Annotated in this window: 25 protein-coding genes and 3 pseudogenes; 13 read left to right on the forward strand and 15 right to left on the reverse strand. The window is 43.2% G+C overall.

The window, feature by feature from the left end:
- Positions 1-14: 14 nt before the first annotated feature.
- From V7K30_RS02210 to V7K30_RS02215, 3 genes are all read left to right on the forward strand, one after another.
- Positions 15-1,391, forward strand: coding sequence for an MATE family efflux transporter (locus V7K30_RS02210; RefSeq protein WP_334996680.1), 1,377 nt, complete (start codon positions 15-17; stop codon positions 1,389-1,391).
- A 281-nt stretch (positions 1,392-1,672) separates the two neighbouring features.
- A complete protein-coding gene (locus tag V7K30_RS34155) occupies positions 1,673-1,771 on the forward strand; it encodes a DUF6888 family protein (protein WP_442941037.1) in 99 nt (32 codons plus the stop codon).
- Positions 1,768-1,944: a DUF6887 family protein gene (locus tag V7K30_RS02215; protein WP_334996682.1), complete on the forward strand. Its 177-nt coding sequence runs from the start codon at positions 1,768-1,770 to the stop codon at positions 1,942-1,944. The genes V7K30_RS34155 and V7K30_RS02215 overlap by 4 nt, the downstream gene beginning before the upstream one ends.
- 744 nt (positions 1,945-2,688) lie before the next feature.
- Here the strand turns inward: V7K30_RS02215 and V7K30_RS02220 are convergent.
- The 6 genes and pseudogenes from V7K30_RS02220 to V7K30_RS02245 all read right to left on the reverse strand — a co-directional run.
- A pseudogene (locus tag V7K30_RS02220) lies at positions 2,689-2,874 on the reverse strand (IS701 family transposase); the annotation flags it as partial.
- A gap of 113 nt (positions 2,875-2,987) precedes the next feature.
- Positions 2,988-4,043, reverse strand: coding sequence for a D-alanine--D-alanine ligase family protein (locus tag V7K30_RS02225; protein WP_334996684.1), 1,056 nt, complete (start codon positions 4,041-4,043; stop codon positions 2,988-2,990).
- A 24-nt stretch (positions 4,044-4,067) separates the two neighbouring features.
- Positions 4,068-4,454 (reverse strand): SET domain-containing protein, encoded by a 387-nt coding sequence (locus V7K30_RS02230; RefSeq protein ID WP_334996686.1) that lies wholly within the window; start codon positions 4,452-4,454, stop codon positions 4,068-4,070.
- Positions 4,455-4,563: 109 nt separating this feature from the next.
- On the reverse strand, positions 4,564-5,718 hold the full coding sequence (locus tag V7K30_RS02235) for a KamA family radical SAM protein (protein ID WP_334996688.1): 1,155 nt from the start codon (positions 5,716-5,718) through the stop codon (positions 4,564-4,566).
- A 132-nt stretch (positions 5,719-5,850) separates the two neighbouring features.
- On the reverse strand, positions 5,851-6,099 hold the full coding sequence (locus tag V7K30_RS02240) for a hypothetical protein (RefSeq protein WP_334996690.1): 249 nt from the start codon (positions 6,097-6,099) through the stop codon (positions 5,851-5,853).
- Between the two features lie 161 nt (positions 6,100-6,260).
- The gene (locus V7K30_RS02245; RefSeq protein WP_334996692.1) at positions 6,261-6,410 is read right to left on the reverse strand and encodes a hypothetical protein; all 150 of its coding nucleotides are present in this window, start codon (positions 6,408-6,410) and stop codon (positions 6,261-6,263) included.
- A gap of 31 nt (positions 6,411-6,441) precedes the next feature.
- Here V7K30_RS02245 and V7K30_RS02250 point away from each other — a divergent pair.
- Both V7K30_RS02250 and V7K30_RS02255 read left to right on the forward strand, forming a co-directional pair.
- A pseudogene (locus tag V7K30_RS02250) lies at positions 6,442-7,160 on the forward strand (YdcF family protein).
- Between the two features lie 183 nt (positions 7,161-7,343).
- Entirely contained in the window at positions 7,344-7,565 is a 222-nt protein-coding gene (locus tag V7K30_RS02255; protein WP_334996694.1) for a hypothetical protein, read from the forward strand.
- A 5-nt stretch (positions 7,566-7,570) separates the two neighbouring features.
- Here the strand turns inward: V7K30_RS02255 and V7K30_RS02260 are convergent, their stop codons facing one another.
- From V7K30_RS02260 to V7K30_RS02270, 3 genes are all read right to left on the reverse strand, one after another.
- Positions 7,571-7,792: a ferredoxin-thioredoxin reductase variable chain gene (locus V7K30_RS02260; protein WP_193946031.1), complete on the reverse strand. Its 222-nt coding sequence runs from the start codon at positions 7,790-7,792 to the stop codon at positions 7,571-7,573.
- 502 nt (positions 7,793-8,294) lie between these two features.
- Positions 8,295-9,311, reverse strand: coding sequence for an ATP-binding protein (locus V7K30_RS02265; protein WP_334996696.1), 1,017 nt, complete (start codon positions 9,309-9,311; stop codon positions 8,295-8,297).
- 589 nt (positions 9,312-9,900) lie between these two features.
- On the reverse strand, positions 9,901-11,895 hold the full coding sequence (locus tag V7K30_RS02270) for a protein phosphatase 2C domain-containing protein (protein WP_334996698.1): 1,995 nt from the start codon (positions 11,893-11,895) through the stop codon (positions 9,901-9,903).
- 550 nt (positions 11,896-12,445) lie between these two features.
- On the opposite strand from V7K30_RS02270, the gene V7K30_RS02275 reads away from it, so the two are divergent.
- Both V7K30_RS02275 and V7K30_RS02280 read left to right on the forward strand, forming a co-directional pair.
- A complete protein-coding gene (locus V7K30_RS02275; RefSeq protein ID WP_334996700.1) occupies positions 12,446-12,880 on the forward strand; it encodes an NfeD family protein in 435 nt (144 codons plus the stop codon).
- A gap of 131 nt (positions 12,881-13,011) precedes the next feature.
- Entirely contained in the window at positions 13,012-14,019 is a 1,008-nt protein-coding gene (locus V7K30_RS02280; protein ID WP_334996702.1) for an SPFH domain-containing protein, read from the forward strand.
- Positions 14,020-14,047: 28 nt separating this feature from the next.
- Here V7K30_RS02280 and V7K30_RS02285 read toward each other — a convergent pair whose 3' ends face one another.
- Positions 14,048-14,452 carry a pentapeptide repeat-containing protein gene (locus V7K30_RS02285; protein WP_334996703.1) on the reverse strand — a complete coding sequence of 135 codons (405 nt, stop codon included), beginning with the start codon at positions 14,450-14,452 and terminating at the stop codon, positions 14,048-14,050.
- Positions 14,453-14,553: 101 nt separating this feature from the next.
- On the opposite strand from V7K30_RS02285, the gene V7K30_RS34160 reads away from it, so the two are divergent.
- The 4 genes from V7K30_RS34160 (at position 14,554) to V7K30_RS02300 (ending at position 16,188) form a co-directional block, all read left to right on the forward strand.
- Positions 14,554-14,688: a hypothetical protein gene (locus V7K30_RS34160; RefSeq protein WP_442941038.1), complete on the forward strand. Its 135-nt coding sequence runs from the start codon at positions 14,554-14,556 to the stop codon at positions 14,686-14,688.
- A 28-nt stretch (positions 14,689-14,716) separates the two neighbouring features.
- A complete protein-coding gene (locus V7K30_RS02290; protein WP_334996705.1) occupies positions 14,717-15,064 on the forward strand; it encodes a DUF433 domain-containing protein in 348 nt (115 codons plus the stop codon).
- 16 nt (positions 15,065-15,080) lie between these two features.
- A complete protein-coding gene (locus V7K30_RS02295) occupies positions 15,081-15,425 on the forward strand; it encodes a DUF5615 family PIN-like protein (protein ID WP_334996707.1) in 345 nt (114 codons plus the stop codon).
- A 193-nt stretch (positions 15,426-15,618) separates the two neighbouring features.
- A complete protein-coding gene (locus V7K30_RS02300) occupies positions 15,619-16,188 on the forward strand; it encodes a Uma2 family endonuclease (RefSeq protein WP_334996709.1) in 570 nt (189 codons plus the stop codon).
- A gap of 90 nt (positions 16,189-16,278) precedes the next feature.
- On the opposite strand, the gene V7K30_RS02305 is transcribed toward V7K30_RS02300, so the two are convergent.
- Positions 16,279-16,683 carry a Fur family transcriptional regulator gene (locus V7K30_RS02305; RefSeq protein WP_334996711.1) on the reverse strand — a complete coding sequence of 135 codons (405 nt, stop codon included), beginning with the start codon at positions 16,681-16,683 and terminating at the stop codon, positions 16,279-16,281.
- A 144-nt stretch (positions 16,684-16,827) separates the two neighbouring features.
- Between V7K30_RS02305 and purS the strand changes: the two genes are divergently transcribed.
- Complete coding sequence (gene purS, locus V7K30_RS02310) at positions 16,828-17,106, forward strand: phosphoribosylformylglycinamidine synthase subunit PurS (protein WP_334996713.1); 279 nt, start codon at positions 16,828-16,830, stop codon at positions 17,104-17,106.
- A gap of 103 nt (positions 17,107-17,209) precedes the next feature.
- Positions 17,210-17,884 carry a phosphoribosylformylglycinamidine synthase subunit PurQ gene (gene purQ / locus V7K30_RS02315; protein WP_334996715.1) on the forward strand — a complete coding sequence of 225 codons (675 nt, stop codon included), beginning with the start codon at positions 17,210-17,212 and terminating at the stop codon, positions 17,882-17,884.
- 316 nt (positions 17,885-18,200) lie between these two features.
- Here the strand turns inward: purQ and V7K30_RS02320 are convergent, their stop codons facing one another.
- The 4 genes and pseudogenes from V7K30_RS02320 to V7K30_RS02335 all read right to left on the reverse strand — a co-directional run.
- Positions 18,201-18,698 carry a DUF427 domain-containing protein gene (locus V7K30_RS02320; RefSeq protein WP_334996717.1) on the reverse strand — a complete coding sequence of 166 codons (498 nt, stop codon included), beginning with the start codon at positions 18,696-18,698 and terminating at the stop codon, positions 18,201-18,203.
- Positions 18,699-18,920: 222 nt separating this feature from the next.
- The gene (locus V7K30_RS02325) at positions 18,921-20,504 is read right to left on the reverse strand and encodes an HlyD family efflux transporter periplasmic adaptor subunit (protein WP_334996719.1); all 1,584 of its coding nucleotides are present in this window, start codon (positions 20,502-20,504) and stop codon (positions 18,921-18,923) included.
- Between the two features lie 193 nt (positions 20,505-20,697).
- Positions 20,698-23,700: a peptidase domain-containing ABC transporter gene (locus V7K30_RS02330; RefSeq protein ID WP_334996720.1), complete on the reverse strand. Its 3,003-nt coding sequence runs from the start codon at positions 23,698-23,700 to the stop codon at positions 20,698-20,700.
- Positions 23,701-24,531: 831 nt separating this feature from the next.
- Positions 24,532-24,840: pseudogene (locus V7K30_RS02335) on the reverse strand (DUF4114 domain-containing protein); the annotation flags it as partial.
- Positions 24,841-24,842: the final 2 nt, after the last annotated feature.

A 24,842-nucleotide genomic window follows, 5' to 3' on the forward strand; every position in this document is an offset into this window, starting at 1 on the left:
AATTTTGTGCCCCAATGGAGTTAACTTCAAAAGAATTTAAGTCAGAACTGATATTAGAAGTCCAAGCCTGTCTGCAATTGGCAGTTCCTCTGGTAATTACTCAAATATTAGAAGCGGGCATTCCTTTATTGGATGGGGTGATGATGGGCTTACTTAACAGCCAAGCTTTAGCTGCGGGTGCGTTAGGTGCAGTAACTTTTTCTACCCTAGCTTCCGTTTGTCGTTCTATTCTTTCAGCAGCAGGTGCAAGCGTCGCAAATGCCTTTGGTGCAGGAAAAATAGACCAAGTTAGCCGTGCTACCGGTCAAGGAATTTGGTTAGCTGTGACGATGTGCTTACCTGTGATGTTTGTCATTTGGCACTTTGACTCTATCCTATTGCTTACCGGTCAAGAAGCAAGCAATGTATTATTAGCTCAAACATATTTGCGTTCTATTGTTTGGGGTTTTCCGGCTGCGCTCGGTTTTTGTATCTTAAAAGAAGTTAGCTCTGCCCTCAATCGCCCCCAATTCTTAACAGTAATTACGGTGGCTGGACTATTATTGAATGCAGCTGCTAATTACGTGCTAATGTTCGGCAAATTTGGTTTACCAGCCCTTGGTTTAGCTGGTATTGGTTGGGCAAGTACACTCATTTTTTGGCTGAATTTTATCGCCGCCGCCAGTTGGATTTGCTTCGATGACTACTTTAAAGACTACCAGCTTGATAGCGCTCTGCATCACTTCGATAAAGATATGTTTATAGATATCTTCCAAACTGGATGGTTCTTGGGGTTGCAGTATGGAGCAGAAATTGGAGTATTCACTGCCACTGCTTTACTGATGGGGTGGTTTGGGACAGAGACGTTAGCAGCCCATGAAATCACCGTTGAGACAGAAAGTTTTGTCGAAACGGTATCTATAGGTATTTCCTATGCCATCACCATGAGAGTAGGACAGCTGAGGGGACAAAATGATCTCAATGGTGCAAGCAGAGCGGGATTTGTCTGCATTGCGCTTGTTACTCCCATTGTGAGCATTGTGGCACTAATTTTTTGGCTGTTTCCCAACTATATTGTGGCAATGTATTTGGACACCAGTAATCTGGATAATATCGAGATAGTTAAAACGGCAACTTCTTTCCTAGCCGTGGGGGCATTAGTCCAGATATTTTATAGTATTCAGACTATTGCTGCTGGTGCATTAATCGGGTTGAAGGACACTAAAGTGCCAGTGTTAATCACTATGTTCGCTTACTGGGGCGTTGGTCTGGGTGGTGGCTATCTGATGACATTTACTTTCGGCTGGGGTGCTATAGGTTTATGGTTGGGTTTAGTACTAGGGCTACTCATGGGTGCAGTGCTTTTAACTTGGCGTTTTTATCTTTTGACTTCTGATACCGATTCTCTGTAAACTCGCACTTAATAATTACTCCTTTGCCGCTATTAGATAACTCATCTGTTCCTTTGTGTCCAACTCTTGGAGACGCTATGTGAATGCGTACTTGGCGGTAGCCTGCGGCAAGCCGCTCCGCGTCTACGTTTAATTAAGATTAAGTGCATCTTCATGGAGAATTGGTATTGGGACTTAGACAAAAAACACCGTAGACAATAGCAAATGGAACCGACCATAGAGCAACTCAAAGCCTTTTCCGTTTAAGCGTTCGCACCAGTAATCTACTACAGAATATAGAATTGGTTAGATTTGATGAAAGAACAAACAGAATTGAAGTTTTGATCGGTGAAACAATTCAGGTAGAGATTCTTAGCAATGGAGAGGAGATTATCGGATGAGTAACTATTTAAATTTGTCAGAAAAAGAACTGCGGGAATACGTCAAAGCCAACCCCCAGGATGAAGAAGCATTTCAACATTTCCTCAGTATTATGAGAGCCAAGCCAGGGCGAGTAGTGGTCAGTACTGATGAACAGCTAGAGGTAGAGCTAAAAAAAAGACTGGTATCCTAAAATCGCTCTTAATGCCCTACAAGGTACGATAAAGCCCTACAGAGTACATCTACATCTGTGGGGTTTTATGGTTTTGAGGGTCTAAAACCCTTATGTTCCCTCAAGCAGCGAGGGTTTTTTTGGTTTGTGGAGAGGTGCGATCGCGGCGACGGGCAATTTTCATTGCCAGACTGTAAACCCTGTGATCCACAGCAGCCGATAACGGAATGGCACTAAGTTAAGATATAACCCTTGCCCTGACTGGTTCCTAGCCTGAAGGCTGGGAACCCATCCTGGGAGGGCTGCCGCCTCCTCTTTCTTGGCCAGAGGCAGCAGCCCTCTCGGAATACATTCCCAGCCTTCAGGCTGGGAACAAGGCAACACAAGGCTTTGGGCTTATCTTAGTGCCATTTAAACGGGGTTTAATAGATTGATAGTTGCTTGCTGTTTAAACCAGTTTAAAATCACTATCTAAAATGCTTAACTGAACTGTATTGCCCCGTAGCCTCTCTTGTGGCGATGGGGTTTATTTATGGTGGTTGAGTGCGATCGCAGTAGGGCGTACCAAGGGCAGTTGTAAAAATCACTTATTCTCAATAAGGGGGTAGTGAGTTGAGAATTATTCTTAACGGGACTTAGACAAAAATTAAGACCAAATGTAACCCAAACTCGCTTTATAAGAAGCAAACAGGTCACGATGGAGGGTCAACCAATCGAAAAATCGGAATAGATATAGCTGTTCTGAAGTCCCCTCTGCGTCTTAAGCCACCAGTAAACACCTACAGCGTTCTCTGCCATTTGAAACAGGTTTTTTCTTTCGCTTTCTCCTAATAATCCCCCTACATAATGCCTAAATTCCCTTTTTTGCGCTTTATGCGTGAACACATCATCAAACCTTTGACACCATTTTTCAAAGCAAGGAGGCATGACGGCGGGAGTGGTTTCTTTCATCAGGCTTTTTCAAGGTGAAAGCTATTCTAGATAATCATTCTACCCTTTTTTGTTCTTCACTTTTGTTTAAGTCCCGGTATGAGATTGAGTCTGGTTGAACAGCCCTAAAAACTTCAACATTTGTACCTTTGCCATGCAGACTCAACTATTTCAGCAATGATTTCTGTGTATGTCACACCACCCAAACGTGCCATAATTACCAGGTCTGAGCGGATATAATGTAGCCCTGGCAGTGGGTTAACCTCCATAAACTGCAACCCACCGCTAGCATCGCAACGCAGATCCACGCGGGCAGCGTCTCGGCAACCAAGAGTATGGTAGACATCCAGCGCCAGCTGCCTTGCCTGTGCTGCCAGTGGTTCGGGATCTATGAGTAAACGATAAGATATCCGTTCCAGATACTCATCCTTGTTGAGGGTGGTATAGGCGAAAGCTTCCGCTTTTCCTGTAAAAATTACTTCCATCACACCTACTACCCGTGAGTTACTGCCGTTGCCAATAATGCCCACTGTTACTTCTCGGCCGGGAAGAAAGGTTTCTACGAGTACGGACTGCTGAAAAAGTTCGTGTAATAATTGATAAGTATTTACTAGCTCCTCACGTTCTTTGACAAGAGAACGCCCAGTTACCCCTTTAGAACTGCCCTCCGCCACAGGCTTGAGGAAAACTGGCATTGGCAGCGATACGGCTGTTGCTTCTGCGGTAGTACTCACAACTTCAAAGGGGGCTGTCGGTAAACCGCGATCGCGCACCACCCTTTTAGCAAGCGCCTTGTCTAACGTTAAGGCACAGGTGAGCGGATCGGAAAATGTATAGGGTTGAGCGAATAACTCACAAACTGCTGGGACTTGGGCTTCACGAGAGCGACCCTTCAAACCCTCAGCAATATTGAAAACCAGATCCCAGCGATCGCCATTGGCAAGGTGCAGAGCGAGTTCTCTACCATTGCCGACACGTTTAACCTGATGACCTAACTGAAATAGTGCATCTTCCAGTCCGATAATAGTTTCTTCATCGTCAAACTCCATCACCTCAGAAGCACTAAAACCAGCCTTAAGGTAATCGACCTTAAGGTCATAACACAGACCAATTAATAACCCCATAGTCCTATAATTCGTAGTGAGAAAGCTTTCGCTGTTAGCTGTAATATACAAATCAGGTGTCTTCATTAAGGAATTTTGATTACTAAATCCTCAATGAAGTGAAGATATCTCATCAACAACATCAAACCATATAGGAGATTGATTGTCAGGAGAACCATTATAGTTGGCAGTAATTTCTTCTCCCTCTTCTATATCTCGGTAGGCAATCAGATCCAACTCTCGGTCGGCGAATTTTTTCACATAATAAGTATTGGGATGGTAAGAATGGTTGATCAAGGAAGATAAACCTAGAGCGATCGCCGCAGCTTTATCTTCCCAATCGTAGTAATAGTTACCCAAAATTGTTTGATCAAGGAATTCAACCTGTTCTGCGGGTATAACTACAACTGGCACTCTCTCAACGATCTCTCCTCTCAAAAAGCGCTTCTGTGCGAAGACACCTCGACCTTTTAGGTTTGTATTACCCACAATCAACATTCCAACTACTCTCCTACGATTATTTAGTTTTTTGGTAGAAGCCAAAATAACCATCCCAACTGGCTCTTTTAGATGATGGCGATCAACTCACATATATATAGTGTCAGTCTTACTCCACTGGATCTATATAGGTATACGTCTTACCTGCCCAATTTCGCACTGTAGCTGTGCCATTCTCATAACCAACTAGAGTCTCGGCTTGAATTGGGACTTTACCACCACCGCCAGGGGCATCAATTACATAGGTTGGTACAGCGTAGCCAGTAGTATGACCACGCAATTTAGAGATCAGATCAAGACCAGTTTGAACACTTGTTCGCAGATGTGCAGTACCGACAACTGGATCGCATTGGTAAAGGTAATAGGGTCGCACACGCAGCTTGAGAAGACCGTGAAACAAGTTCTTCAGCGCTTTTTCAGAATCATTCACACCTTTTAACAGCACGGTTTGACTACCTAGAGGAATACCACCATCAGCTAGGCGATCGCAAGCTTGTGCCACTTCCGGGGTAAGTTCCCGCACATGACAAAAGTGCAAGGACAGCCACACACGATGTTTACGAAGCAAGGCAACCAGTTCCGGTGTAATTCGCTGCGGTAAGAAACTCGGCACGCGGGAACCAATTCGGATAAATTCAATATGCCTAATAGCACGCAGGCGCCCAAGCAAATTGTTTAAAGGTTCATCAGACATCAATAGAGGATCACCACCAGAAATTAGTACATCACGGATCTCGGTGTGTTCCTCCAGATAAGCGACGATCGCATCCAACCGCCGTGTTACTGGGTACATCTCACCTTGGCTCACCAAACGAGAGCGAGTGCAATAACGGCAATAAGCAGCGCAAGTGTCTAGGGCAAGCAGCAATACCCGGTCAGGGTAGCGGTGTACCAGTCCTGGCACTGGAGTGTCGTTATCTTCACCGCATGGATCTACCATGTCTGCGGTACTGACTACTAGTTCTTCTTCCCGTGGTATCACTTGTAACCGTAGTGGGCAAAGCGGATCTTCTGGATCAAGCAGTGATGCAAAGTATGGGGTTACGGCTACAGCAAACTTCTCTGGTGCAATTAAAAGTCCCTGTTCTTCGCTAGCACTAAGCCTTAATAACCTCTGAAAATGTTCCAGCTTAGTCAACCGATGCCGCATTTGCCAGCGCCAATCGTTCCAGCGTTCCTGGTTGTAAGTCTCTCCCAAAATCTGACAAATTTCTTCACACCGAATATCTGTAACTAGAGGCTCTAAAATAGTGTTTTTGATCATGATTAGAACTAAATTAAGCTGAGAATAATAAACCAATCACAGCCTGGTTTGTTTACCTACGAATCTAGGTAAAGGAGAAAACTATTGACAACTGTTATCAGTTCTGGTAAAAACTCTTCCCCAAACAGGCGATTACCGTTGCAGCGTAGAAATATAAATAGTTTGGCTCATTTGATGCCAGAGATGATGGCTTGTTCTGCCTCTGATAACTTCGATGGGAGGATTCCAGTCAAGATTTGGCATATCCTCAGTCCACTCTCGGTAATGAGCAAAAGCGTTAATAATTACCTCAGATTTAGACGCCTCAGCCTTAGCAGCGTGAATAGCTAGCTTTTTGTGAAGATGAGGTGGAATTTTAACATCGACTTGAATACAGGGCATGAAAACAAAGTTGAACTACTCTACAAAGAATACCCAAAGTTCAACAATAAGTATCTTATTACACAGAATATATCTTTGTTCTCATGCTTGCTAATCTAATTATTTATTCCACCACTAAATTTCAGATAAGGCGTAGACGCAAAGCGCAAAGCCGGAGATTCTCAAACTCCGGGCTTGTCGCCAGACATCACACTCACAAATTTTAGTCCAGCGATCGCTTGTTTTACTATGAAGAGGCAGGAGCGTAGGCGCGTAGCCCGCACTTCTCTACGAGACGCTGCGCGTAGCTTGCTTCCCGAAGGGTACGACAAAGCTCAGTCACCGTCGTAGACATCGCTTTTTATTGCGGATCTACGAACTTTGACCTATCTGTACTTTGCCCAAACTTTATTGCTATTTTGCAGTAATGCTTGGATTGCTAAATCATTAGTGCGATCGCTAGAATGGCAAAATCTTCCACCCGCCCAAATACCAGTTGCAGAAGCGATTGTGGTTTTGGGGGGCGCAACCAAATCAGCTTTTCCTCCAAGACCTACCGTTGATTTGAGTGAAGCAGGCGATGCCGAAGGCGGGCTACGCCTACGCGTAATTTATGCTGCACAACTGTATCGCCAGAAAAGAGCGCCTATAATCATTCTGAGCGGAGGCTGCATTGATTGGCGTGGAGGTGGTTCACCAGAGTCGGCAGATATGGCAACAATACTCACATCTATTGGTATTGCATCTGAGGCGATTGTTCAGGAACCTGAATCTCTAAATACTTATCAAAATGCAGTGAATGTCAGAAAAATTTTGGAGTCTCGTAGCATTCGCCAAGTATTATTAATTACTTAAGCTATGCAGATGCCGCGATCGCTTCACATTTTCCAGCGTCAAGGAATCAATGCCATTGCTGCACCACTGACTTTCTTGTGAGTGAGGGTGAGTTGCAAGAACTAGGCAGCACTCCCAAAGCCGCTATACTGAATTTATTACCTGATACCGACAACTTACACCGATTTACCACCGCTTTAAAAGAGTACATTGGTTCTTTAGTTTATCGCTTACGCGGTTGGCTTTAATAAAGTTAGGAGTTAGGAATTATGAGTTATGAGTTATTAATTATGAAATGTAGTAATTCCCTAAATTTTAAACTTTTAACTCCAAACTCCAAACTCCAAACTCCAAACTCCAAACTCCAAACTCCAAACTCCTAACTCCTAACTCCTAACTCCTAACTCCTAACTCCTAACTTTATTAACATTATGTCTAAAAACTTACCTTATATTATGCCATCCCCTCAACCCCAAGTTGAGGAAGCTTTTGCCGCTTACCAAACAACCCACCAGTTCTACGACGAAGTTCGGTCACGGTCAGAGTTTCAGCGTTATTGTGCATGGTATTATACGACAGCAGAACAGCACCGCCAAGAGCTTAAAAGAATGCGCGGCGAACTGAACATTTTTCAGTGGTTTCGCCGGCGATAAGTGATTTAGATGACTTCTAACTCATTTTCACGTAAATGGGCTTTAAACTTTTTACTAAACTGGACTACAATCGGCAGATTAGCGCTTACGGGTCTGTCTCGCCATTGGGTGGCAATACCTACTACATCGCCTTCTGTGCCTTTGATGTCAAAAGCCTGATTCCGATGTTCAGGATGATGATACACTACTACCGAATCTTTAACGCGGACGCGATCGCCAACTTTCATAACAACATTTACACCTAGCATTTGCTTTTCCACAAGTATCTGCTACAAAATATATGATTAAATCGTTTTAAATTTGATTTAATCAGCTATTTCTTGACGCTTCATCGGGGTGCGACGGTGCATTTAACCCTCTGCGTCCAGGCACGTTTTAGCTATCCGTGCATACTTTTGCAAGTTTTTGCCGCGTTAATACGTATCGCCCTCACCCTCCGTTTTACTCCAAAACCAGGGAAACGAAAGAAAATGAAGCGATATCAAATGTGCTTAGTACTTTGGCAAGAGATATAACCCTTTTATCTTCACTCTCGGATGTTCCCCAGGTCAACTCTCTCACCAATTTTCGTGCATAGCAGACGCGCTGTTATTATTGAATGCACTCTGACCTCACTTCCATTCCTCTCTCCTAAAAGAAGATAGGCTTTGAATCTGACTCCCCAACGCTAGTAGGGAAGGGGTTGGGGGTTAGGTCTTTATTGGACTCAACCCAGAAGTGCCATAGAGTCTAACCAAAATTTACTTGCTTGCTTAAGAAATCGCGGAAGCTGGAATGGTAAAGACTATAGCGGATTTCTCCATCAATTTCCTGGAGTGTTAAAAACTCACGCCAATTTTCCAGAACTTCTTCGACATCGTATTCATCAGCATCTATTGCACTAGCAATGACTTCTGCTGATAAGGGTGATGAAACTTGCACTAATACACTCAGCACAAATGATTTTAATTTCCTCTCTTGGCTTGGGGAGTTAGGGGGAATCATCTTGTGCAAATGCTGTTGATAATACGCCTCTAAACCAGGGGGAAGTCCATCAAACTCCTTAGAGATAGCAGGTAAAATCTGGCTGAGGTAAAGAAAATTGTTTTCGCTTTTGGCTATTAGCTGTGCTGTGAGTTCTTCGTCATTGTTGACGTATCGGCGAATATATGCTTGGATATCCTCGTGGTTTTGTTGTGGGTATTCTGCTAAGTCGAGAATTTGGGAAGGTGCTTCTATCAACAAACCGGATTGTTTTCGCACATAGGGACGGCGGGTAAGAAGAAAATAAACGCCACGCGGGAGATATCTGGGAAGATAAAAGAGATTTGATCCTGGGGTTTGGTTGGTGGAGTCAACAGCATCCAAGGCATCAATAGCAATGATTAACTTTTGCTGAGGTTCTAGCTTATCGCTGACTTGCTGGAGGAGGTCATGTAGAGAGGTTTCTTGAGATGTCTGGGCAATTTGCGTGCAGATAGTAGCAATAAATTCCTCAGCGCGATTTTTGCCTGGAAGTTGGGCGTTGTAATAGAGAACGTGGGGATTTTCTATCACGTATTTGGCGAGGATGGCACTTTTGCCGCTACCGGGTGCGCCAATTATGGTAAAGTAACCCCGGTTGTAACGCTGGAGAAAGTTGGATATGGCGGTGAAGACCAAGGCGCGATTAACAAAGTTTTGGCTTTTTTCGAGAATGACTTGTTGAAATTCTCTTGGGTAGGAAGGAGTATTGATTGGCGTTGGGGGTCGAGGTGAAGTGTTCATATTTTATTCGACATTCTCCAACTGCAAAAAATGCACTCTCCCTGACGACTCCCCTGCCACAATTGTCATCCCATCTGCTGCAACAGCGCAGCAATAAAATGGGTGCGATCGCCATAATATATCAACACAGTATTCCATAAATAGCTAGCGATCGCCTTTGCCATTGTGATGTAAAGTTATCTCTGGTGCGATCGCTTCACAGTATCAGTTCACCACTTAAATCGTCACTGTGAATACAAAAACTGTTTACACCGCTCCCGTCACGAGTTACACCGCTCCCGTCACGAGTTACACCGCTCCCGTCACGAGTTACACCGCTCCCGTCACGAGTTACACCACTCCCGTCACGAGTTACACCGCTCCCGTCACGAGTTACACCACTCCCGTCACGAGTCAGACCACTCCCGTCACGAGTCAGACCACTCCCGTCACGAGTCAGACCACTCCCGTCACGAGTCAGACCACTCCCGTCGCGAGTCAGACCACTCCCGTCGCGAGTCAGACCGCTCCCGTTAAAACATGGGTCACTAACAATAGCTGAGAAACCTACGGTAATTTTTACTGTAGGCTATTCCCCAATCCCCAATCCCTACTTTCCAGGCGAACATAATTGCTGTATTCTTTGGGGAAGTTGCCGACACATCTGCTGGAATCCTTGAGGATTAAATTGCCACCAAGCAAATAATCCCAGACTTGTACCCCCCACAAGCAACGCTAATACTCCCCCTAGCATTACCAAACGTTTATCCCGATTAGGTTTTGTAATTAAGGTTGGTGGGATTTCTGGGCTTGTAAATGGTTCCTCTGACATATCCAAATCTAGATCCAAATCTAGCAGCGATCGCGAACTTTCTGTGAAAGAAGTTGGTTCCTCTTGTTCCTCTTGTTCCTCCTGTTCCTCCTGTTCCTCTTGTTCCTCTTGTATTTCTGCTTCTATAATCTCTTCTGGCAACGCCGGAGTCACAGGTACTAAGTATTCTGGGGAGACACGGTAATAAGTGAGAACAACAGAGGTATTATCACGCCCATTTTTTTCGTTTGCCAAGTTAATCCAGTTGCGGACAGCATCTTCAACTGTCAATTCACCTGTTAACACTGGTATTGCATAATCCTGCCAAGATTGTTCCACCCAGTTATTATCACTTAAACCATCAGAACACAGTAGCAAGATGCCATCTTCTTCCACAATAAATCGCTGAACCTTGAGACGCAAAGATTCTGCATCTCTTGTCCCTAATGCTTGAGTTAGGGCACTAGCATCGACTCTCAAAAGTGCCTTTCGATACAAGCTTTTAGCAAAGCGTACTTCCCGCGTTGCCACATCATCATCTACTGTCAGTAGCTGACAATAATTGCGAGTAATCCAATAGGCACGGCTATCGCCAACATTAGCCAAGTAAAGTTCATGAGTATTATTTGATTGCCACCCAGTACTCGTCTGCACTCGTTGTGGAACTTGCACCGCCATTACAATAGTTGTAGCCATGCGTTCTCTGCCTTGGCGGTTTTGTTCGTTATTGCGGGCACAAATCACATTATTTACCACCCGCAAGCTTGCTTCTAGTTGTTCCTGCAACAACTCCGGTGGTACAAGTACAGCTTGTTGTGTTACCTCTGTTAGTAAAGCGCGAATTTGCAACTTTAGAGACTGCACTGCTAACTGACTGGCAACCTCGCCGCCTTCATGTCCGCCAATGCCATCGCAAACAATCGACAAGTGAGACAATAAAGGTTCATCTAAATTACTCAAAGAATTGGGGTAGCAAGCGTCTTCATTTTGCGCCATAACTGGGCCAATATCTGTAGAGCCTGCCACCTTCAAGACTAATGGCAATTCTGCCGCAGATGCTAATAGTAAATTATTGAGTTGAATATTAATAGCCTCTAACTCAACCTCAGTTTCACACATCTGCTGCACTATGTTCTGTAACCCTTTGGCTACCGATGCCTTTGCAGACGCTACCCAAAACTGCCAACACTCCCCTAGATTTTGTAAACTCAGGTTCTCATCTGCTGGTGTTTGGTAGAGTTCCAACAATCGCACACACCAACCTTGGACTCTCAAGTTGTCTATTACGAGTAAACTGCGGCTAAGTCCCAATTCTGATAGAGGTGTCCAAAGTTGGAGAATTTGCCACAGCCAATAAACTTGTCGTACCGCCGTTGCTTGCTCCCATGCCTCAACAATAGTTGGATAGATATTTCCTGTCTCATCTATCGGCACATTTTCCAATAAAAGGATATCTGTTGTATCTCCCTCAAGGTTACTAGCAAACCCATAAGCCTGGGGCAAATGCAACCGTTGATATAACTGTAGATAAGCAATTACTTCCTTTGGCAATTCTTCAGGTACATCTGGCGGCAGTCCCGGTTGAGTATCTAGCCAAATTTGGTGCTTAATTACCTCATACCTGTCTGTTACCTTTGTACCTGGTGCGATTTGAGCAGACGATGAGCCAGTAGCCCAAAGATAGCGGTGAACTAAAGGAGTTTGGCAACTGGCACAAACACGATCTCCCATAGGATTAATGGGGCTATTACAGCCTGGATTTATACAATAAATTATCAGTTGAGTAGAAATCATAAAGGTTTGACATTCTCCAGTCTAAAGACGTGGAGATTCATGGTTCAACGAGTCCACTTAGTTTAGCTTCCTTGCGTTGACTAAACCAGAGGTGGTTCTCTCCTCTTGGCGCAGCGTCTGGTAGAGAACGTTCAGCGTTACCTGCTAAGTGACTGGGTTTTTAGACAGGTTGATTACCCTTCTTGTTGAAAGTAGCATAGCATCAAGTGTCACTGAGAGTTAGAGCCGCAAGAGCGGCTTTCATCCCCCATCTAAAGAACGTTCAAGACTCAAAAATTCTTGGATTTGAATCTTTCACTTGGGGGTTTTCATCCTGCACTTTTATAAATTTAAAAAACCAATCAACTCATGAACTTCGATTAACTTTAGGTGGCAATGACTTGAAGGCTGGAATAGACTGGATTGGTGTACCGCTAGCTACACCTTGTTACTGAAATTAATCAAAATTATTGGTAAAAAGACCAAGTTTTGCTTTCCGTAAATAACTTAAGTCTGGCTGTATCTAATCGTAGAAATGCATTTACGTCAATGTAGAGTTTAGGATGGCGCTATGCCAAGTCTTACCTTAATCTGGCTTCTGGCAGGAGCAGTTCTGTGTCTAATGGAACTGTTCTTACCATCGGCGTTTGTCGCCTTCATGATGGGAATTAGCGCTTTTATGGTGGCGCTGCTGTCTGGAGTGGGTTTGGGAAGTGTATGGTTGCAAGTTGTAGCTTGGCTATTACTTTCCACCACACTAGTTTTGCTTTCCCGTCGGTTTTTGCAACCACGACAACGTAAATCTAAAATTCGGGATGCAGTTATAGCTGAAACCTTAACAGAAATTCCGCCTGGAAAAACAGGGCGGGTGCTGTATGAGGGAAATTCTTGGCAAGCAAGATGTGACGATGACAAATTTACGGTACCACCCCATCAAAGAGTTTATGTGGTTAGAAGAGAAGGTACTACTTTGATTGTGATACCAGAAAATTTGTTGAATTCTTAGTTAATGGGGAGTGGGGAGTGGGGAGTGGGGAGTTAGGAGTTAAGAGTTAAAAGTTATCCATCTCCCTCATCTCCCTCATCCCCCTCATCTCCCTCATCCCCTTCCCTTTTTTAAAAATTAGGAGATTCACAATGGAACAATTCTTTTTGCTTGTCTTTTTAGCGCTTGGTGGTTCTGCCGTAGCGGGATCTGTGAAAGTTGTCAATCAAGGTAATCAAGCTTTGGTGGAAAGATTGGGTAGTTATAACAAAAAACTAGAACCAGGACTAAACTTTGTTATTCCTTTCCTAGATAGAGTTGTCTACCGAGAAACTATCCGCGAAAAAGTCTTAGATATTCCTCCCCAACAATGCATCACCCGTGACAACGTTGGTATTGAGGTGGATGCAGTGTTTTACTGGCGCATTGTGGATATGGAAAAAGCCTGGTATAAGGTAGAAAATCTCCAGTCGGCAATGGTAAACATGGTGCTGACTCAAATTCGCGCCGAAATGGGGCAACTGGAGTTGGATCAAACCTTTACTGCTCGTTCCCATATCAGTGAACTTTTATTACAGGATTTGGACGTTGCTACCGATCCTTGGGGTGTGAAAGTGACACGGGTAGAACTGCGAGATATTATTCCGTCTCAAGCAGTGCGAGAATCGATGGAATTGCAAATGTCGGCAGAACGACGCAAACGCGCAGCAATTTTAACTTCTGAGGGTGAACGCGAAGCTGCTGTGAATAGCGCTAGAGGTAAAGCTGAGGCGCAAATATTGGATGCGGAAGCTCGTCAAAAATCGACAATTCTGCAAGCGGAAGCTGAACAAAAGGCGATCGTTCTGAAAGCTCAAGCTGAACGTCAGCAGCAAGTTCTAAAAGCCCAGGCGATCGCAGAATCTACAGAAATTATCGCCCAAAAGCTCCAGACTAATCCCAATGCCAATAAAGCAGTAGAAGTTCTGTTTGCTTTGGGCTATCTGGATATGGGCGCGATAATTGGTAAAAGCGATAGCAGCAAGGTCTTATTTATAGATCCGCGCACTATCCCTGCTGCTTTTGAGGGTATGCGCTCAGTTATCTCAAATGGTCAGGTTGATTCTAACGAGTTGTTTTCTAAGCAAATACCAGGGTTAGAAAATAACCGCCCTAGTTAGGAGTGGGGAGTGGGGAGGGGCATTGGTGTCAACTTAAGTTAAAACCCTTTTCAAACCTCGTTTCCAGCCTCTGGCTGGAAATGCTACTCATTGCGGCAGAGCCGCCAGCAAGGGAGGCGGAGCCTCCCATAGGCATTCCCAGTCTGAGACTGGGAACGAGACACAAGATAGCACCACTGAGATTGGCACTACTGAGATTGGCTCGATCCAAGTTGGTTTGGGGCATATAAACTCTACTCAGGTCAGCCCCACTCAAGTTAACATCAGCCATGTAAACCGCAATCTTGGAATCACTCAAGTTAATTCCACTGAGGTTGCAGCCTCTCAATCCTTTGTCACTGTAACTGAACTCAATACCAACAAAATTTTTCTCCCCAGCAGCGTAACGTCTTAACAATTCTTCAACAGTAATACTTTGTCTTTTGACGTTCATTTTTCAACACCATTACTCGCTTTGGTTCAGACGGTAGCACTATAGCTAGTGGTAGTATTAACCAAACCATAAGATGATGAGACAACAATACAGATGAATGTTTGAAGATTATCTGCGGACATACTAGCTGGGTACTTTTAGTAGCCTTCAGTCCAAATAGTAACACTCTGGCTAGTAGTAGCAGTTCTTGCTTGCGTCAAATACACGACGATAAAGTAAATTCTCAAGCCCGATAAAAATATAGTTAATCTTAGATAGTTTCCAATGACAGCCCAAGAGTTAGAAACACAGTTACTATCCCTAACACCAGCCCAAAAGGTAGAAGCAATTCGCATCCTAACCCAAGGTATTAGTAGCAACAATCGTGGAATTAACAAAACCCCTGGTGTAATGGGTGCTGACGCTTGTATTGCTGGAAGGCGTATTCCTGTTTGGTTGTTGGTAAGTTATCAACGACAAGGTGCTAAAGATGCTGATATTCTAGATCAATATCCTCAACTTAGCGCAGCTGACTTGGTAACAGCATGGCTTTATGCTGAAGCATTCCCTTACGAAATTGATACTGCTATTGACGAACAAGAACAAGCTGATGCTATTTTAGATGCTTCTTAAAATATCTTGTTGATGTATGGCAAGGTTGTTAGCAGATGAGCAGTTCCCCCGTAAATTGGTAGAATTATTACGTACTTTTGGACATGATGTTATCACCATACAAGAAGCAGGTAAAGCCGGAATTTCGGATGATATGGTGTTAGATTTGGCGATATTAGAAAATCGGGCTGTATTAACTATTAATCGGCGTGATTTTTTTAAATTACATAAGATTAAACCCGACCATACGGGGATAATCGCGTGCAAAGATGATTTAGACTGGAATCGATTAGCAACAAATATTGATGCGGTGATTTCTACGGAATCGACATTAATAGGAAAAGTTATTCGCGTAAATCGATTCCTTTCTACAACACTATAAATTTTAGGCAATACCTGACGGTAAGCTAGCGCGATGTCTACGACGGGCTACGCCTCATATTCTATCTGACCCATTTGATAAAATTACAATGGCTAGTCAGGAGAATGCGATGTCTACGACGGGCTATGCGGCGTCGCGCTACTTGTCGCATTCTTCTGTGATGGAATAATCAAGTTCTAATAAGTTGTAAATTATGACGTTATCTATTCAGCCAACCACAGTACTAAGTGTAGAAAAGTTCTTAAAACTACCGGAGACAAAGCCAGCAAGCGAGTATTTTAACGGGCAAATCTCCCAAAAACCTATGCCACAAGGAAAACATAGCACTTTACAAATTGAATTAGCTTCTGCCATAAATCAAGTTGCAAAACCACAAAAATTAGCTTATGCCTTTACTGAACTACGCTGCACGTTTAGCGGACTTTCGATAGTACCAGATATTGCTGTGTTTGAATGGCAAAAAATTCCCCTTGATGCAAAAGGTACAATTGCGAATAAATTTGAAATTCCTCCAGATTGGATAATTGAAATTCTCTCACCAGAACAATCACCCAACCGAGTTATCCGCAAAATTACATTTTCTATTCAAAATGGAGCAAAGCTAGGTTGGTTGCTCGATTCGGCTGATGAGTCAATCATGATTTTTGAACCCAATAAATTACCAGAATTAAAAGAGAATCAAGATATTTTACCCGTTTTAAGTGTTTTGGAAAATTGGCAATTAAGAGTTGCAGATGTATTTAGTTGGTTGAGTTTTATTTGAATAAAGCATTTATGACACCAGAATTCAGGGGTCATAATTGGTGAATTCAGAAGTAAAACCCGCTTTATTCCTCACATAAAATTAGTATGACTATTGATCAATTTCAGTAGCTTGATTTACCTGGCATTGACTGCACAACCCAAAAAACTCTAGGGTGTGGTAAAAAACTTTAAATTTATGGCTGGATTCTAACTGGTCTTCTAAGTCATGGACGGGGCATTGATTAATCGGAATTGAGACACCGCATTGCAAGCAAGTAAGATGGTGTTTGTCTTGCTGCGCTAGGCTGTAGAGGGCTTCACCGTTAGCCAAATTCCGCACTTGTACCATGCCTTCGAGTTTTAAGGCTTCTAGGGAACGGTAAACTGTGGCTAAACCCATGCTCTGATTAGTGTTACGTAATTCTACGTAAATATCCTGGGCGGAAATGCCTTTTTTGATGGTTTTCAGTAGGTTGAAAATACGCTCTTGACTGCGGGTGCGTATGGCTCTCATAGACAATTATTTAAATATGCCACTGTAGTTGAAGCTGTTAGATGGGCTAATTGATCAATTAACTTTAACCGCTTCGTAATCTTATTTTCACTCAGTTGGAACAGAAAGTTATAGTATAGCGATCGCAGCATTCAGCAAAAGCCCGTGCAAACCAAGTATTTAGCCAAAATTTTCGTGACGCTTCGTCCTTCAGTCTTAGACCCTGCTGGTGTGGCTGTACAATCCGGTCTTCAGCAACTGGGATACGATAACGTTGACCAGGTGCGGATTGGCAAGTACATCGAACTCACCATCACCTCGACTGATGAGAAAAAAGCGCGTCAAGACCTCGATCGCATTTGTGACCAAATGCTAGCAAATCCCGTAATTGAAAATTACCGCTTTGATTTGATTGAGGTCGAAACTCAAACTGGGGTATTTTAGGGATTGGGCATTGGGAATTGGGCATTGGGGAAGAATTCTTATAACTCCTAACTCCCCCACTCCCCACTCCCCACTCCCCACTCCCCACTCCCCTTGACTAATCATGAAATTCGGCATTGTTGTTTTTCCAGGTTCTAATTGCGATCGCGATGTTGCTTATGTAACCAGAGATTTGCTCTTACAACCGACTCGCATGGTTTGGCATCAAGAAACCGACATTGCTGATTTGGATGTCGTTATCATCCCTGGTGGCTTTAGTTACGGGGACTATTTACGCTGCGGTGCGATCGCCCGGTTTTCACCCGTGATGCAACAGGTTGTCGAACACGCCCAAAAAGGTAAGTTTGTCATTGGTATTTGCAACGGTTTTCAGGTATTAACTGAAGCTGGACTTTTGCCAGGGGTGTTAACCAGAAATCGGGATTTGCATTTTATCTGCGATCGCGTTCCCTTGAAAGTTGAGCGGACTAATCTCTTATGGACGCAAGCTTATACCAATAGTGAAGTTATCACTTTGCCCATTGCCCACGGAGAGGGGCGATTCTACGCTGATGAAGCCACTCTTGCAGAAATTGAAGATAACGGGCAAGTCGTGTTTCGCTATGAAGGGGAAAATCCCAACGGTTCACTGAACAATATTGCCGGGATTTGCGATCGTCAGGGCAATGTGTTGGGGATGATGCCGCACCCTGAAAGGGCGTCAGACGCAATGCTAGGGGGTAGCGATGGCTTGAGGTTGTTTCAGGGATTGTTAGAGAAGGTAGCGGCATTAGCCTAGAGCGTTGGGCTAAAGAGCGATCGCTGTCTGAAAGATAAATTAAGATTTTTCTACAGATGGCGATCGCTCGAATGCATAACTAGCAACTTCGGTTAATATTAGACCTCTTGCATGAATCAAAAGCCCTCACCGTAAATCCCTCTCCCATCCTTGGGAGAGGGACTTTGAAATTACCTTCCCTTCTCACAATTTTGGGAGAAGGGGTTAGGGGTTGAGGGTAGTTTTGCATTCGTGCAAGAGGTCTATCGCATCTGGTTAATCCAAAATCTGTCTTGGAAAACCGGCGCTCCGACTTTCCACAAAATCTCAAATTGGCTCACCATCCCCAAGTACCAGGAGCGCCTTTGAAAGGCCCAACAATATCACTGGTGATCCAACCACCGTAGAAGTTACCTGGTTGTGGTTGCACCTCTTCGCCATTCACGTAGCATTTATCCATTAAATGAGCGTAAAAAGCTACATAGTCCTTCATAGATCCAAAAGCTGGTGTAGGGTTGGGGTAGAACCACGCAGCATTATGGACTTCTTTTTCACCAACTCTGATTATGTAGTAACCAGCACTTCCTTTCCACTCGCAAAAGCTAGACTGTGGTGTCAGCTGCAAATATTCCATTTTGATATCCGCAGGGGGAATGTAGTAAGAAGGAGGATGACTAGTTTCTAAAACACGTTTGGCGTTGTGGGTATCTGCAATTATTACTCCGTTAAAGATTATTTGGATATGTTTACCTGTGTCCTCCAGACGAGGAGGACGGGGGTAATCCCAAACTGATTCTTGTCCGGGAGCGGGTTCGATGCGTTGAGAATTAACCATCGTCAAATCTTGATGTAATAGGCTTTTAACAATTTTCTCTCAAGCTTTATGATCAAGCGATGTCCACGACGGGCGTAGCTGCGCTTTGATCACATCAAGAGGTGTAAGTAGCGATGAATTTGCGTCACTGATAGCGTACCCCTACGGCGAAGCAAGCTACCCGCAGCGTCTCGTAGAGAGCGTCACAGCCCGTTGTAGACATCACTTTTACAAATTAACAAATTAACGTACCTCTTTAAGAGTATCAATTTGCTTGGTAAACAACTCAGTGAATAAACTCAGCACAGTCCGTTCTTCACGCACTTTTATATTGGCACTGATAGACATACCTGATTGCAAGGTGACGTTTTTACCTTTAATCACTAAGGATTGTTTATCCAATGAAAGTTTTGCCGGAAATCTATAAAACTGATGTGTTTGGTCTGGCGGTAATGCGTCTGAGCCGATGTCAATCACTTCTCCCTTGATATCGCCAAACTCGCTGTAAGGAAAGGAGTCAATTCTGACATCTACCTTCATCCCTTTCCGCACAAAACCAATATCTTTGTTAGTGATGAAAACTTCAGCTATATAGTTTTCATTTGGGACAATTTGCAGCAGTTTGGTAGTCGGAGTCGCTACAAATCCAGGGTTTTTTGCTTGTAAATCGAAAACTGTTCCGGCTACAGGCGCACGGAGTTCTTCATATTTAACATTTAACTGTGATTGAGATATTTTACTATTGACATCTGCCAAACGCTGCTCATTATCCAGCACAACTTTCATGAATTGGCTATCGATTTCGGCAATACGCTGTTTGTTATCACCTATCTTATCCAAAATGTTTTTATCAGAAACAGCCACCGTATTGCTTAACTCTTGTTGTCCTTTTTCTATATCAAACTGGAGGCGTTTGTTTTCCTCACCTAGTTGTGCTACTTCTGCCGTGCGGTTTTGTACTTCTTGTTGTTGGTTGAGATACTGAAGTTGAGAAATGCCACCTTCTTCTGCTAATATCTTCAGCTTATTTAAAATTCCCTGTTGAATAGCTAAACTTACTTTACTATCTTCCCGCTTAATTTGATTTTGAGTAAGTTGTTTTTTGGTTTTTTCTACTTCCAATCGTGCGGCTGAGGAACGAGAGTCTAATTCTTTTTTGGCAACTTGTAGAAGTTGTTGTTCATCAATTCCTAGAGTATAATCTTGACCGGATTTTTTTAATTGAGTCCGTAATAATTCATTTTCTCCTACTAACCCTGCCCGATTTTTGAGCAGAAAAGCAGTTTCTGGTGGCAAATTACCGCGCAAATATAACAGTTCCGAACCCGTGGCGGTACTTGCACCCATCAATCGCCGATAAATGTCGTTTTCTTTAATTAATGCAACGCGAATTTTTTTCAAAGAATTTAATTCAGCAACAGAAGCGATGGAATCAAAAGTCAGCAACAAATCTCCTGGCTTGACTTCTTGTCCATCTTTAACATTAACCGTTTTCACCACTCCACTAACAGGAGCCTGAACTTCTTTGACTGTTCCTTGCGGTTTTAATTGCCCTGTTGCTGGCACTACTTGCTCAATTTTTGCAAAATAAGCCCAACCAATTCCAAAACAGGCTAGCAGGATTAGAGTAACCATGATTGTCCGCGACCAAATTGGAGATTGGCGTAAGACAATGGATTGCTCAAATTCCTGATTGTTTGAGTTAGTTAAAGACTTTTGAGCAGCTTTCTGTTGTTTTGTAAGTACCTGTGAATCTTGCTTGACTCCGTTTTTGTGATTGCCGTTTTTGTGATTGCCGTTGAGGTGATTCCCATTAAGTTGAGTCATAACGATTTTGGATTTTAGACTTGTCGTGAGCGTTCAGTCGAACGATTTTGGATTTTTTGTAGGGTGGGCAATGTTTGCCGAAAACCTAGATTTTGATATTTGTGACATTGCCTCCTCTCCGCTGATTGCTGTATCTATGGAATATTTGGTCAAACTGAAAATCCTTTAATGCCATGCCCCCAGCAATGACTAATTACAAGTTCACATCTTGTTGCTGATACAGGTAAGAATAATGACCTTTAATAGCCATTAGTTCTTGATGGCTGCCTTGTTCTATAACCCTGCTATTATCCATCACAACGATCTTATCTGCATTACTGACGGTGTTCAGTCGGTGGGTAATAAAAAATACTGTCTCACCCTTGAATGCTTTAGCTAAATTGAGACATATTTGCCGTTCTGTGGGATAATCTAATGCGCTAGTTGCTTCATCTAAAACTAATAATTTTGGTCGTTGTAAAACAGAGCGGGCGATCGCAATTCTTTGTCGTTGTCCACCTGAAAGTGCAGAACCCCGTTCTCCCACCCGCGTATTGTAACCGTTGGGCAAGTTCATTACAAACTCGTGGGCGCACGCCACCTGAGCCGCTTCGATAATTTCTTCGGTTGTGGCATCGGGATTCGTTAGGGCAATATTTTCCTGAACGCTGCCGTCAAACAATAATGTCTCTTGAGGAACTACGCCTATCTGCCGTCGCAGTGAATAAAGTTCTACTTTGGCAATATCATAACCATCAATCAAAATTCTGCCGGACTCAGTTTCGTAAAGTCTGAGTAGTAATTTCATCATCGTACTTTTACCAGATCCACTTTGTCCGACAATGCCAACAAATTTACCTGGAGCAAATTCGAGGTTGACGTTAGAAAGTTGCAGAGGGCCACTTGTGCCAAACCGGAAGGAAACATTTTCGTATTTGACTGCTCCCTTGATCGTGGGTAAGGGTATATTGTAGCGGTCTGTTTCTCCTTCTTGTGGTGTATCGACAATATCGCCTAAACGTTCTATAGACAAGGCAGTTTCTTGGAAGCTTTGCCAGAGTTGAGCCAAGCGCAATATTGGACTGGTGACGTAACCCGATATAATCCTAAAGGCAATTAATTCGCCTAAAGTTAATTCTCCTTTAAGTACTAAATAAGCTCCTACCCATAAAACTAGTAAGCTGCTGAGTTTGTTGAGGAAACTGCTGGTAGAATTGGCGAGGGTAGAAGTCACAACTGTTTTAAAACCGGCGGCGACAAATCGAGCGTAACGCTCTTGCCAGGAAAAGCGCGTTCGCAATTCAATATTTTGCGCTTTTACTGTTTGAATTCCTGACATCACCTCCACTAAATAAGATTGAGTTTCAGCGTTGCGTTCGGCTTTGCCACGTAATTGTCTGCTAATGGTGGGAGAAGCAATTAAGATGACAATAATAAACACCGGAATTGTGCTTAAGCCGACTAAGGTAAGTTGCCAACTGTAAATCAGCATCACACCGATATAAACCAGTGAGAATAGAGCATCTAACCCCACTGTTAAAGCAGTACCCGTGAGGAATTGGCGGATATTTTCTAGTTCGTTGATCCGAGTGGAAAGTTCCCCCACTGGTCGGCGTTCAAAATAGCGCAGAGGTAAACGTAGTAAGTGATCGATGATTTCCGACCCTAAACTCATATCGATCCGGTTAGTGGTATCAACAAATAAGTAGGTTCGTAAGGTAGTCAACACCGCTTCAAATATCCCGACTACTAATAGCAAAACCCCCAAAATATGTAGAGTACCAATACTATTTTGAGTGATAACTTTGTCAATAATTACCTGGACGACCAGAGGATTTGCCAACGCCGCCAACTGCACGAAAAAGGAAGCGACAAAGACCTCTATCAGGACTCGACGGTAGCGTGACAAATAGGGCAGAAACCACCGTAAACCAAAGCGCTCTTGCGGTGTTTCTTTGGTAGCAGTGAGTAGTAATACCCTAACTTGGGGCGGAAAGTTGGTTGGATCAACATCTAATTGTTCAACCAATTGAGCAGGTTTGCAGCGCACAATTCCTTGGGATGGAACACCCACAACCACAGTGTTTGCATCCACTGCATATAAAACGGCAAAACTATCATCATAGCGAATCAATGCCGGTGTAGGAATGCGCGTCACTGAAGCGATTGGTAGCTCTATCAACTGCGCCTTAAGTCCGATTAACTCTGCCAGGTAAGCAGTAACTTGAAACGATATAGTCCCCTGACGTTTGACTTGCTCAGTTAAGATGCGGCGAACCACCTCTCGACGAAAGGGCATTTCTAGTTGCTTCGCGACCATTTGGAAGCAGGCGAAGGCTGTATTTAATTCTCCCTTACCACTAAAAAACGGATATTTCTGTTTTGACGAACTGTTTGAGGTCTGGGGGGCTGTCTGTGGAACTATTTCGTCTGATGCATAGGGGATATCTAATTCCTCTGCGCTATCTGATTTGGTGTCACTAACCACAAGTTCTATCTGATGACTATCTTCCAAGATCAAATCTGACGGATGTATCCCAATCAACCGTGCGGGGTTTTGACCTATGACCTGGATATTGTCTCTGTCATCGTCTGATTCTAGGCGATCGCTAGGTGATAAATTCGTGACTGTCCCCCCGCCACTGATAAACCAGACGCTTTCGCGATCTAATTGGTTGAATGGAGTTTTGCCTGGAGGGAGGTAATGGATTTTCGCCTGTGGTAAGGCATTTTCTGCCAGTTCTCTGAGATTTAAAGTAGCGATCGCTTGCTTTTGCCAATAGGAACTGAGAATATCGAAAACTTCCACCAAATAACTGCGGTTCTTGCGAGCATTGGCAAAAGCTGGGTATAAAGCCAGAAAACTAAAATATGCCGATGCATTCAAGGTTAAACATACTACTTCGGTGGAGGCGATCGCTGTTTCACAGGCGATATCGCGCAACAAACCAATTTCGCCGATAATTTCTCCCGGTTGCAGTAATTTTAGGGTGATTGGCATTTGCGTCTGGGGATCATATCCCAACAGGCGCACTTGTCCCTCATAAATTATAGTGATGCGTTCCGGGAGACTTTCTTTACCGATGATTTTCTGACCGATGCGATAGCGCCAAGCTTGCAGCTGTTCTGATAGATTGGCGATCGCCGCATCTGGTAACTGATCAAACCCTTCTAGGGTGGTGATAAATTCGGGAAAAGTGTTCTTAATATAAGTCATATAAAACAAGTCGAAGGTAAAAGTGAGGAATAAAGTCGAAAATATTAGGGACTATCTCTTTTACTAACAGTGCTAGTGTTTGGTTTTATGCCAGCAGCGGCAATACTTCTCTGGTATTCAGTGTGCTTAAATATGTAGAAGCACAGAGGGTAGGTTCGTCTAATTGCAGACCTGCATTCAGATCACAGAGTTAAAACTGTTATGCGTGGTTCAAAACAAAGATAGTGTAAATAGATCGAGGACAAGTTATCACTTACTTCACGCTACATAATTTATACAACATTAAAATCAATATTTAGCATTGCAAGTATGCAAGATGGATACTCATCATCAAACCAAGACACAGAAACGCAGTTCTTAAACTTAACGTTGCGTATTTTAATTTATGATAATCAACATGAAAGTATCACAAATGCTTTCCTAAGTAAATAGCATAATTAAGAATTGTGTAATAAAAAAAACTTTAAATTTCTGAATGATTTTTTACAAATTCTTGAATATAGGGATTGAGACTATCACTGATGGCGAAAGACAGTGAGCTTTCCTTGGTAAACATCGCCATGCCCGATTATGAAAGAATTCTCCATCACTTTTTTTGCTAGCTTATTTTAATAAAATTTAACTGGAAAAGTAAACGTGAAGATTTTTTGTCACCGTAGAGGAATCAACTACTAAATTTATGAAGTAAAGACAATAACTGCCTTCAGTAAATTTACTGCTTTAATTGATATTGAGTCGATTTGATTGCCCAAAATCAAACAAACCCACCCCAGAAGCCGGGTGAGTCCATTTGGTTTTGCTAAGTAATTATCAAGTTTTGATATTATCTTGCTAGGCGATACTCAAATTCACACGCTCAATGACATCGTTGTAATCTTTATTACCACCATTTGGTAAATCCTTAAAACCAAAGATGTTATTCCCCAACAGCAGAATGTGATCTATCTTATCTGAGTTAGCACCCAAGAATGCGAAGTAAACCTTCGGAGCATTATTAGCATTGCCATCGAGAATAGCATCAAGTCTACCATCAATAATAAATGGCGCAAACAGAGAATCAGCTTTGAAAATCTCGGTGTAATTTGCTGTACCTTGGTTATTCACCGTCAAGTAAATGCCTGCAACACGCCCACGCACAGCTT

Origin of the sequence: Nostoc sp. (assembly GCF_036917655.1) — a bacterium.
GTDB lineage: Bacteria > Cyanobacteriota > Cyanobacteriia > Cyanobacteriales > Nostocaceae > Nostoc.

Bases quoted from the DNA above. Each gene is read 5' to 3' on its own strand.
- V7K30_RS02210 (WP_334996680.1), top strand. From the start codon at position 15: ATGGAGTTAACTTCAAAAGAATTTAAGTCAGAACTGATATTAGAAGTC.
- V7K30_RS02215 (WP_334996682.1), top strand. From the start codon at position 1,768: ATGAGTAACTATTTAAATTTGTCAGAAAAAGAACTGCGGGAATACGTC.
- V7K30_RS02225 (WP_334996684.1), bottom strand. From the start codon at position 4,043: ATGAAGACACCTGATTTGTATATTACAGCTAACAGCGAAAGCTTTCTC.
- V7K30_RS02230 (WP_334996686.1), bottom strand. From the start codon at position 4,454: ATGTTGATTGTGGGTAATACAAACCTAAAAGGTCGAGGTGTCTTCGCA.
- V7K30_RS02235 (WP_334996688.1), bottom strand. From the start codon at position 5,718: ATGATCAAAAACACTATTTTAGAGCCTCTAGTTACAGATATTCGGTGT.
- V7K30_RS02240 (WP_334996690.1), bottom strand. From the start codon at position 6,099: ATGCCCTGTATTCAAGTCGATGTTAAAATTCCACCTCATCTTCACAAA.
- V7K30_RS02255 (WP_334996694.1), top strand. From the start codon at position 7,344: ATGTCTAAAAACTTACCTTATATTATGCCATCCCCTCAACCCCAAGTT.
- V7K30_RS02260 (WP_193946031.1), bottom strand. From the start codon at position 7,792: ATGAAAGTTGGCGATCGCGTCCGCGTTAAAGATTCGGTAGTAGTGTAT.
- V7K30_RS02265 (WP_334996696.1), bottom strand. From the start codon at position 9,311: ATGAACACTTCACCTCGACCCCCAACGCCAATCAATACTCCTTCCTAC.
- V7K30_RS02270 (WP_334996698.1), bottom strand. From the start codon at position 11,895: ATGATTTCTACTCAACTGATAATTTATTGTATAAATCCAGGCTGTAAT.
- V7K30_RS02275 (WP_334996700.1), top strand. From the start codon at position 12,446: ATGCCAAGTCTTACCTTAATCTGGCTTCTGGCAGGAGCAGTTCTGTGT.
- V7K30_RS02280 (WP_334996702.1), top strand. From the start codon at position 13,012: ATGGAACAATTCTTTTTGCTTGTCTTTTTAGCGCTTGGTGGTTCTGCC.
- V7K30_RS02285 (WP_334996703.1), bottom strand. From the start codon at position 14,452: ATGAACGTCAAAAGACAAAGTATTACTGTTGAAGAATTGTTAAGACGT.
- V7K30_RS02290 (WP_334996705.1), top strand. From the start codon at position 14,717: ATGACAGCCCAAGAGTTAGAAACACAGTTACTATCCCTAACACCAGCC.
- V7K30_RS02295 (WP_334996707.1), top strand. From the start codon at position 15,081: ATGGCAAGGTTGTTAGCAGATGAGCAGTTCCCCCGTAAATTGGTAGAA.
- V7K30_RS02300 (WP_334996709.1), top strand. From the start codon at position 15,619: ATGACGTTATCTATTCAGCCAACCACAGTACTAAGTGTAGAAAAGTTC.
- V7K30_RS02305 (WP_334996711.1), bottom strand. From the start codon at position 16,683: ATGAGAGCCATACGCACCCGCAGTCAAGAGCGTATTTTCAACCTACTG.
- purQ (WP_334996715.1), top strand. From the start codon at position 17,210: ATGAAATTCGGCATTGTTGTTTTTCCAGGTTCTAATTGCGATCGCGAT.
- V7K30_RS02320 (WP_334996717.1), bottom strand. From the start codon at position 18,698: ATGGTTAATTCTCAACGCATCGAACCCGCTCCCGGACAAGAATCAGTT.
- V7K30_RS02325 (WP_334996719.1), bottom strand. From the start codon at position 20,504: ATGACTCAACTTAATGGGAATCACCTCAACGGCAATCACAAAAACGGC.
- V7K30_RS02330 (WP_334996720.1), bottom strand. From the start codon at position 23,700: ATGACTTATATTAAGAACACTTTTCCCGAATTTATCACCACCCTAGAA.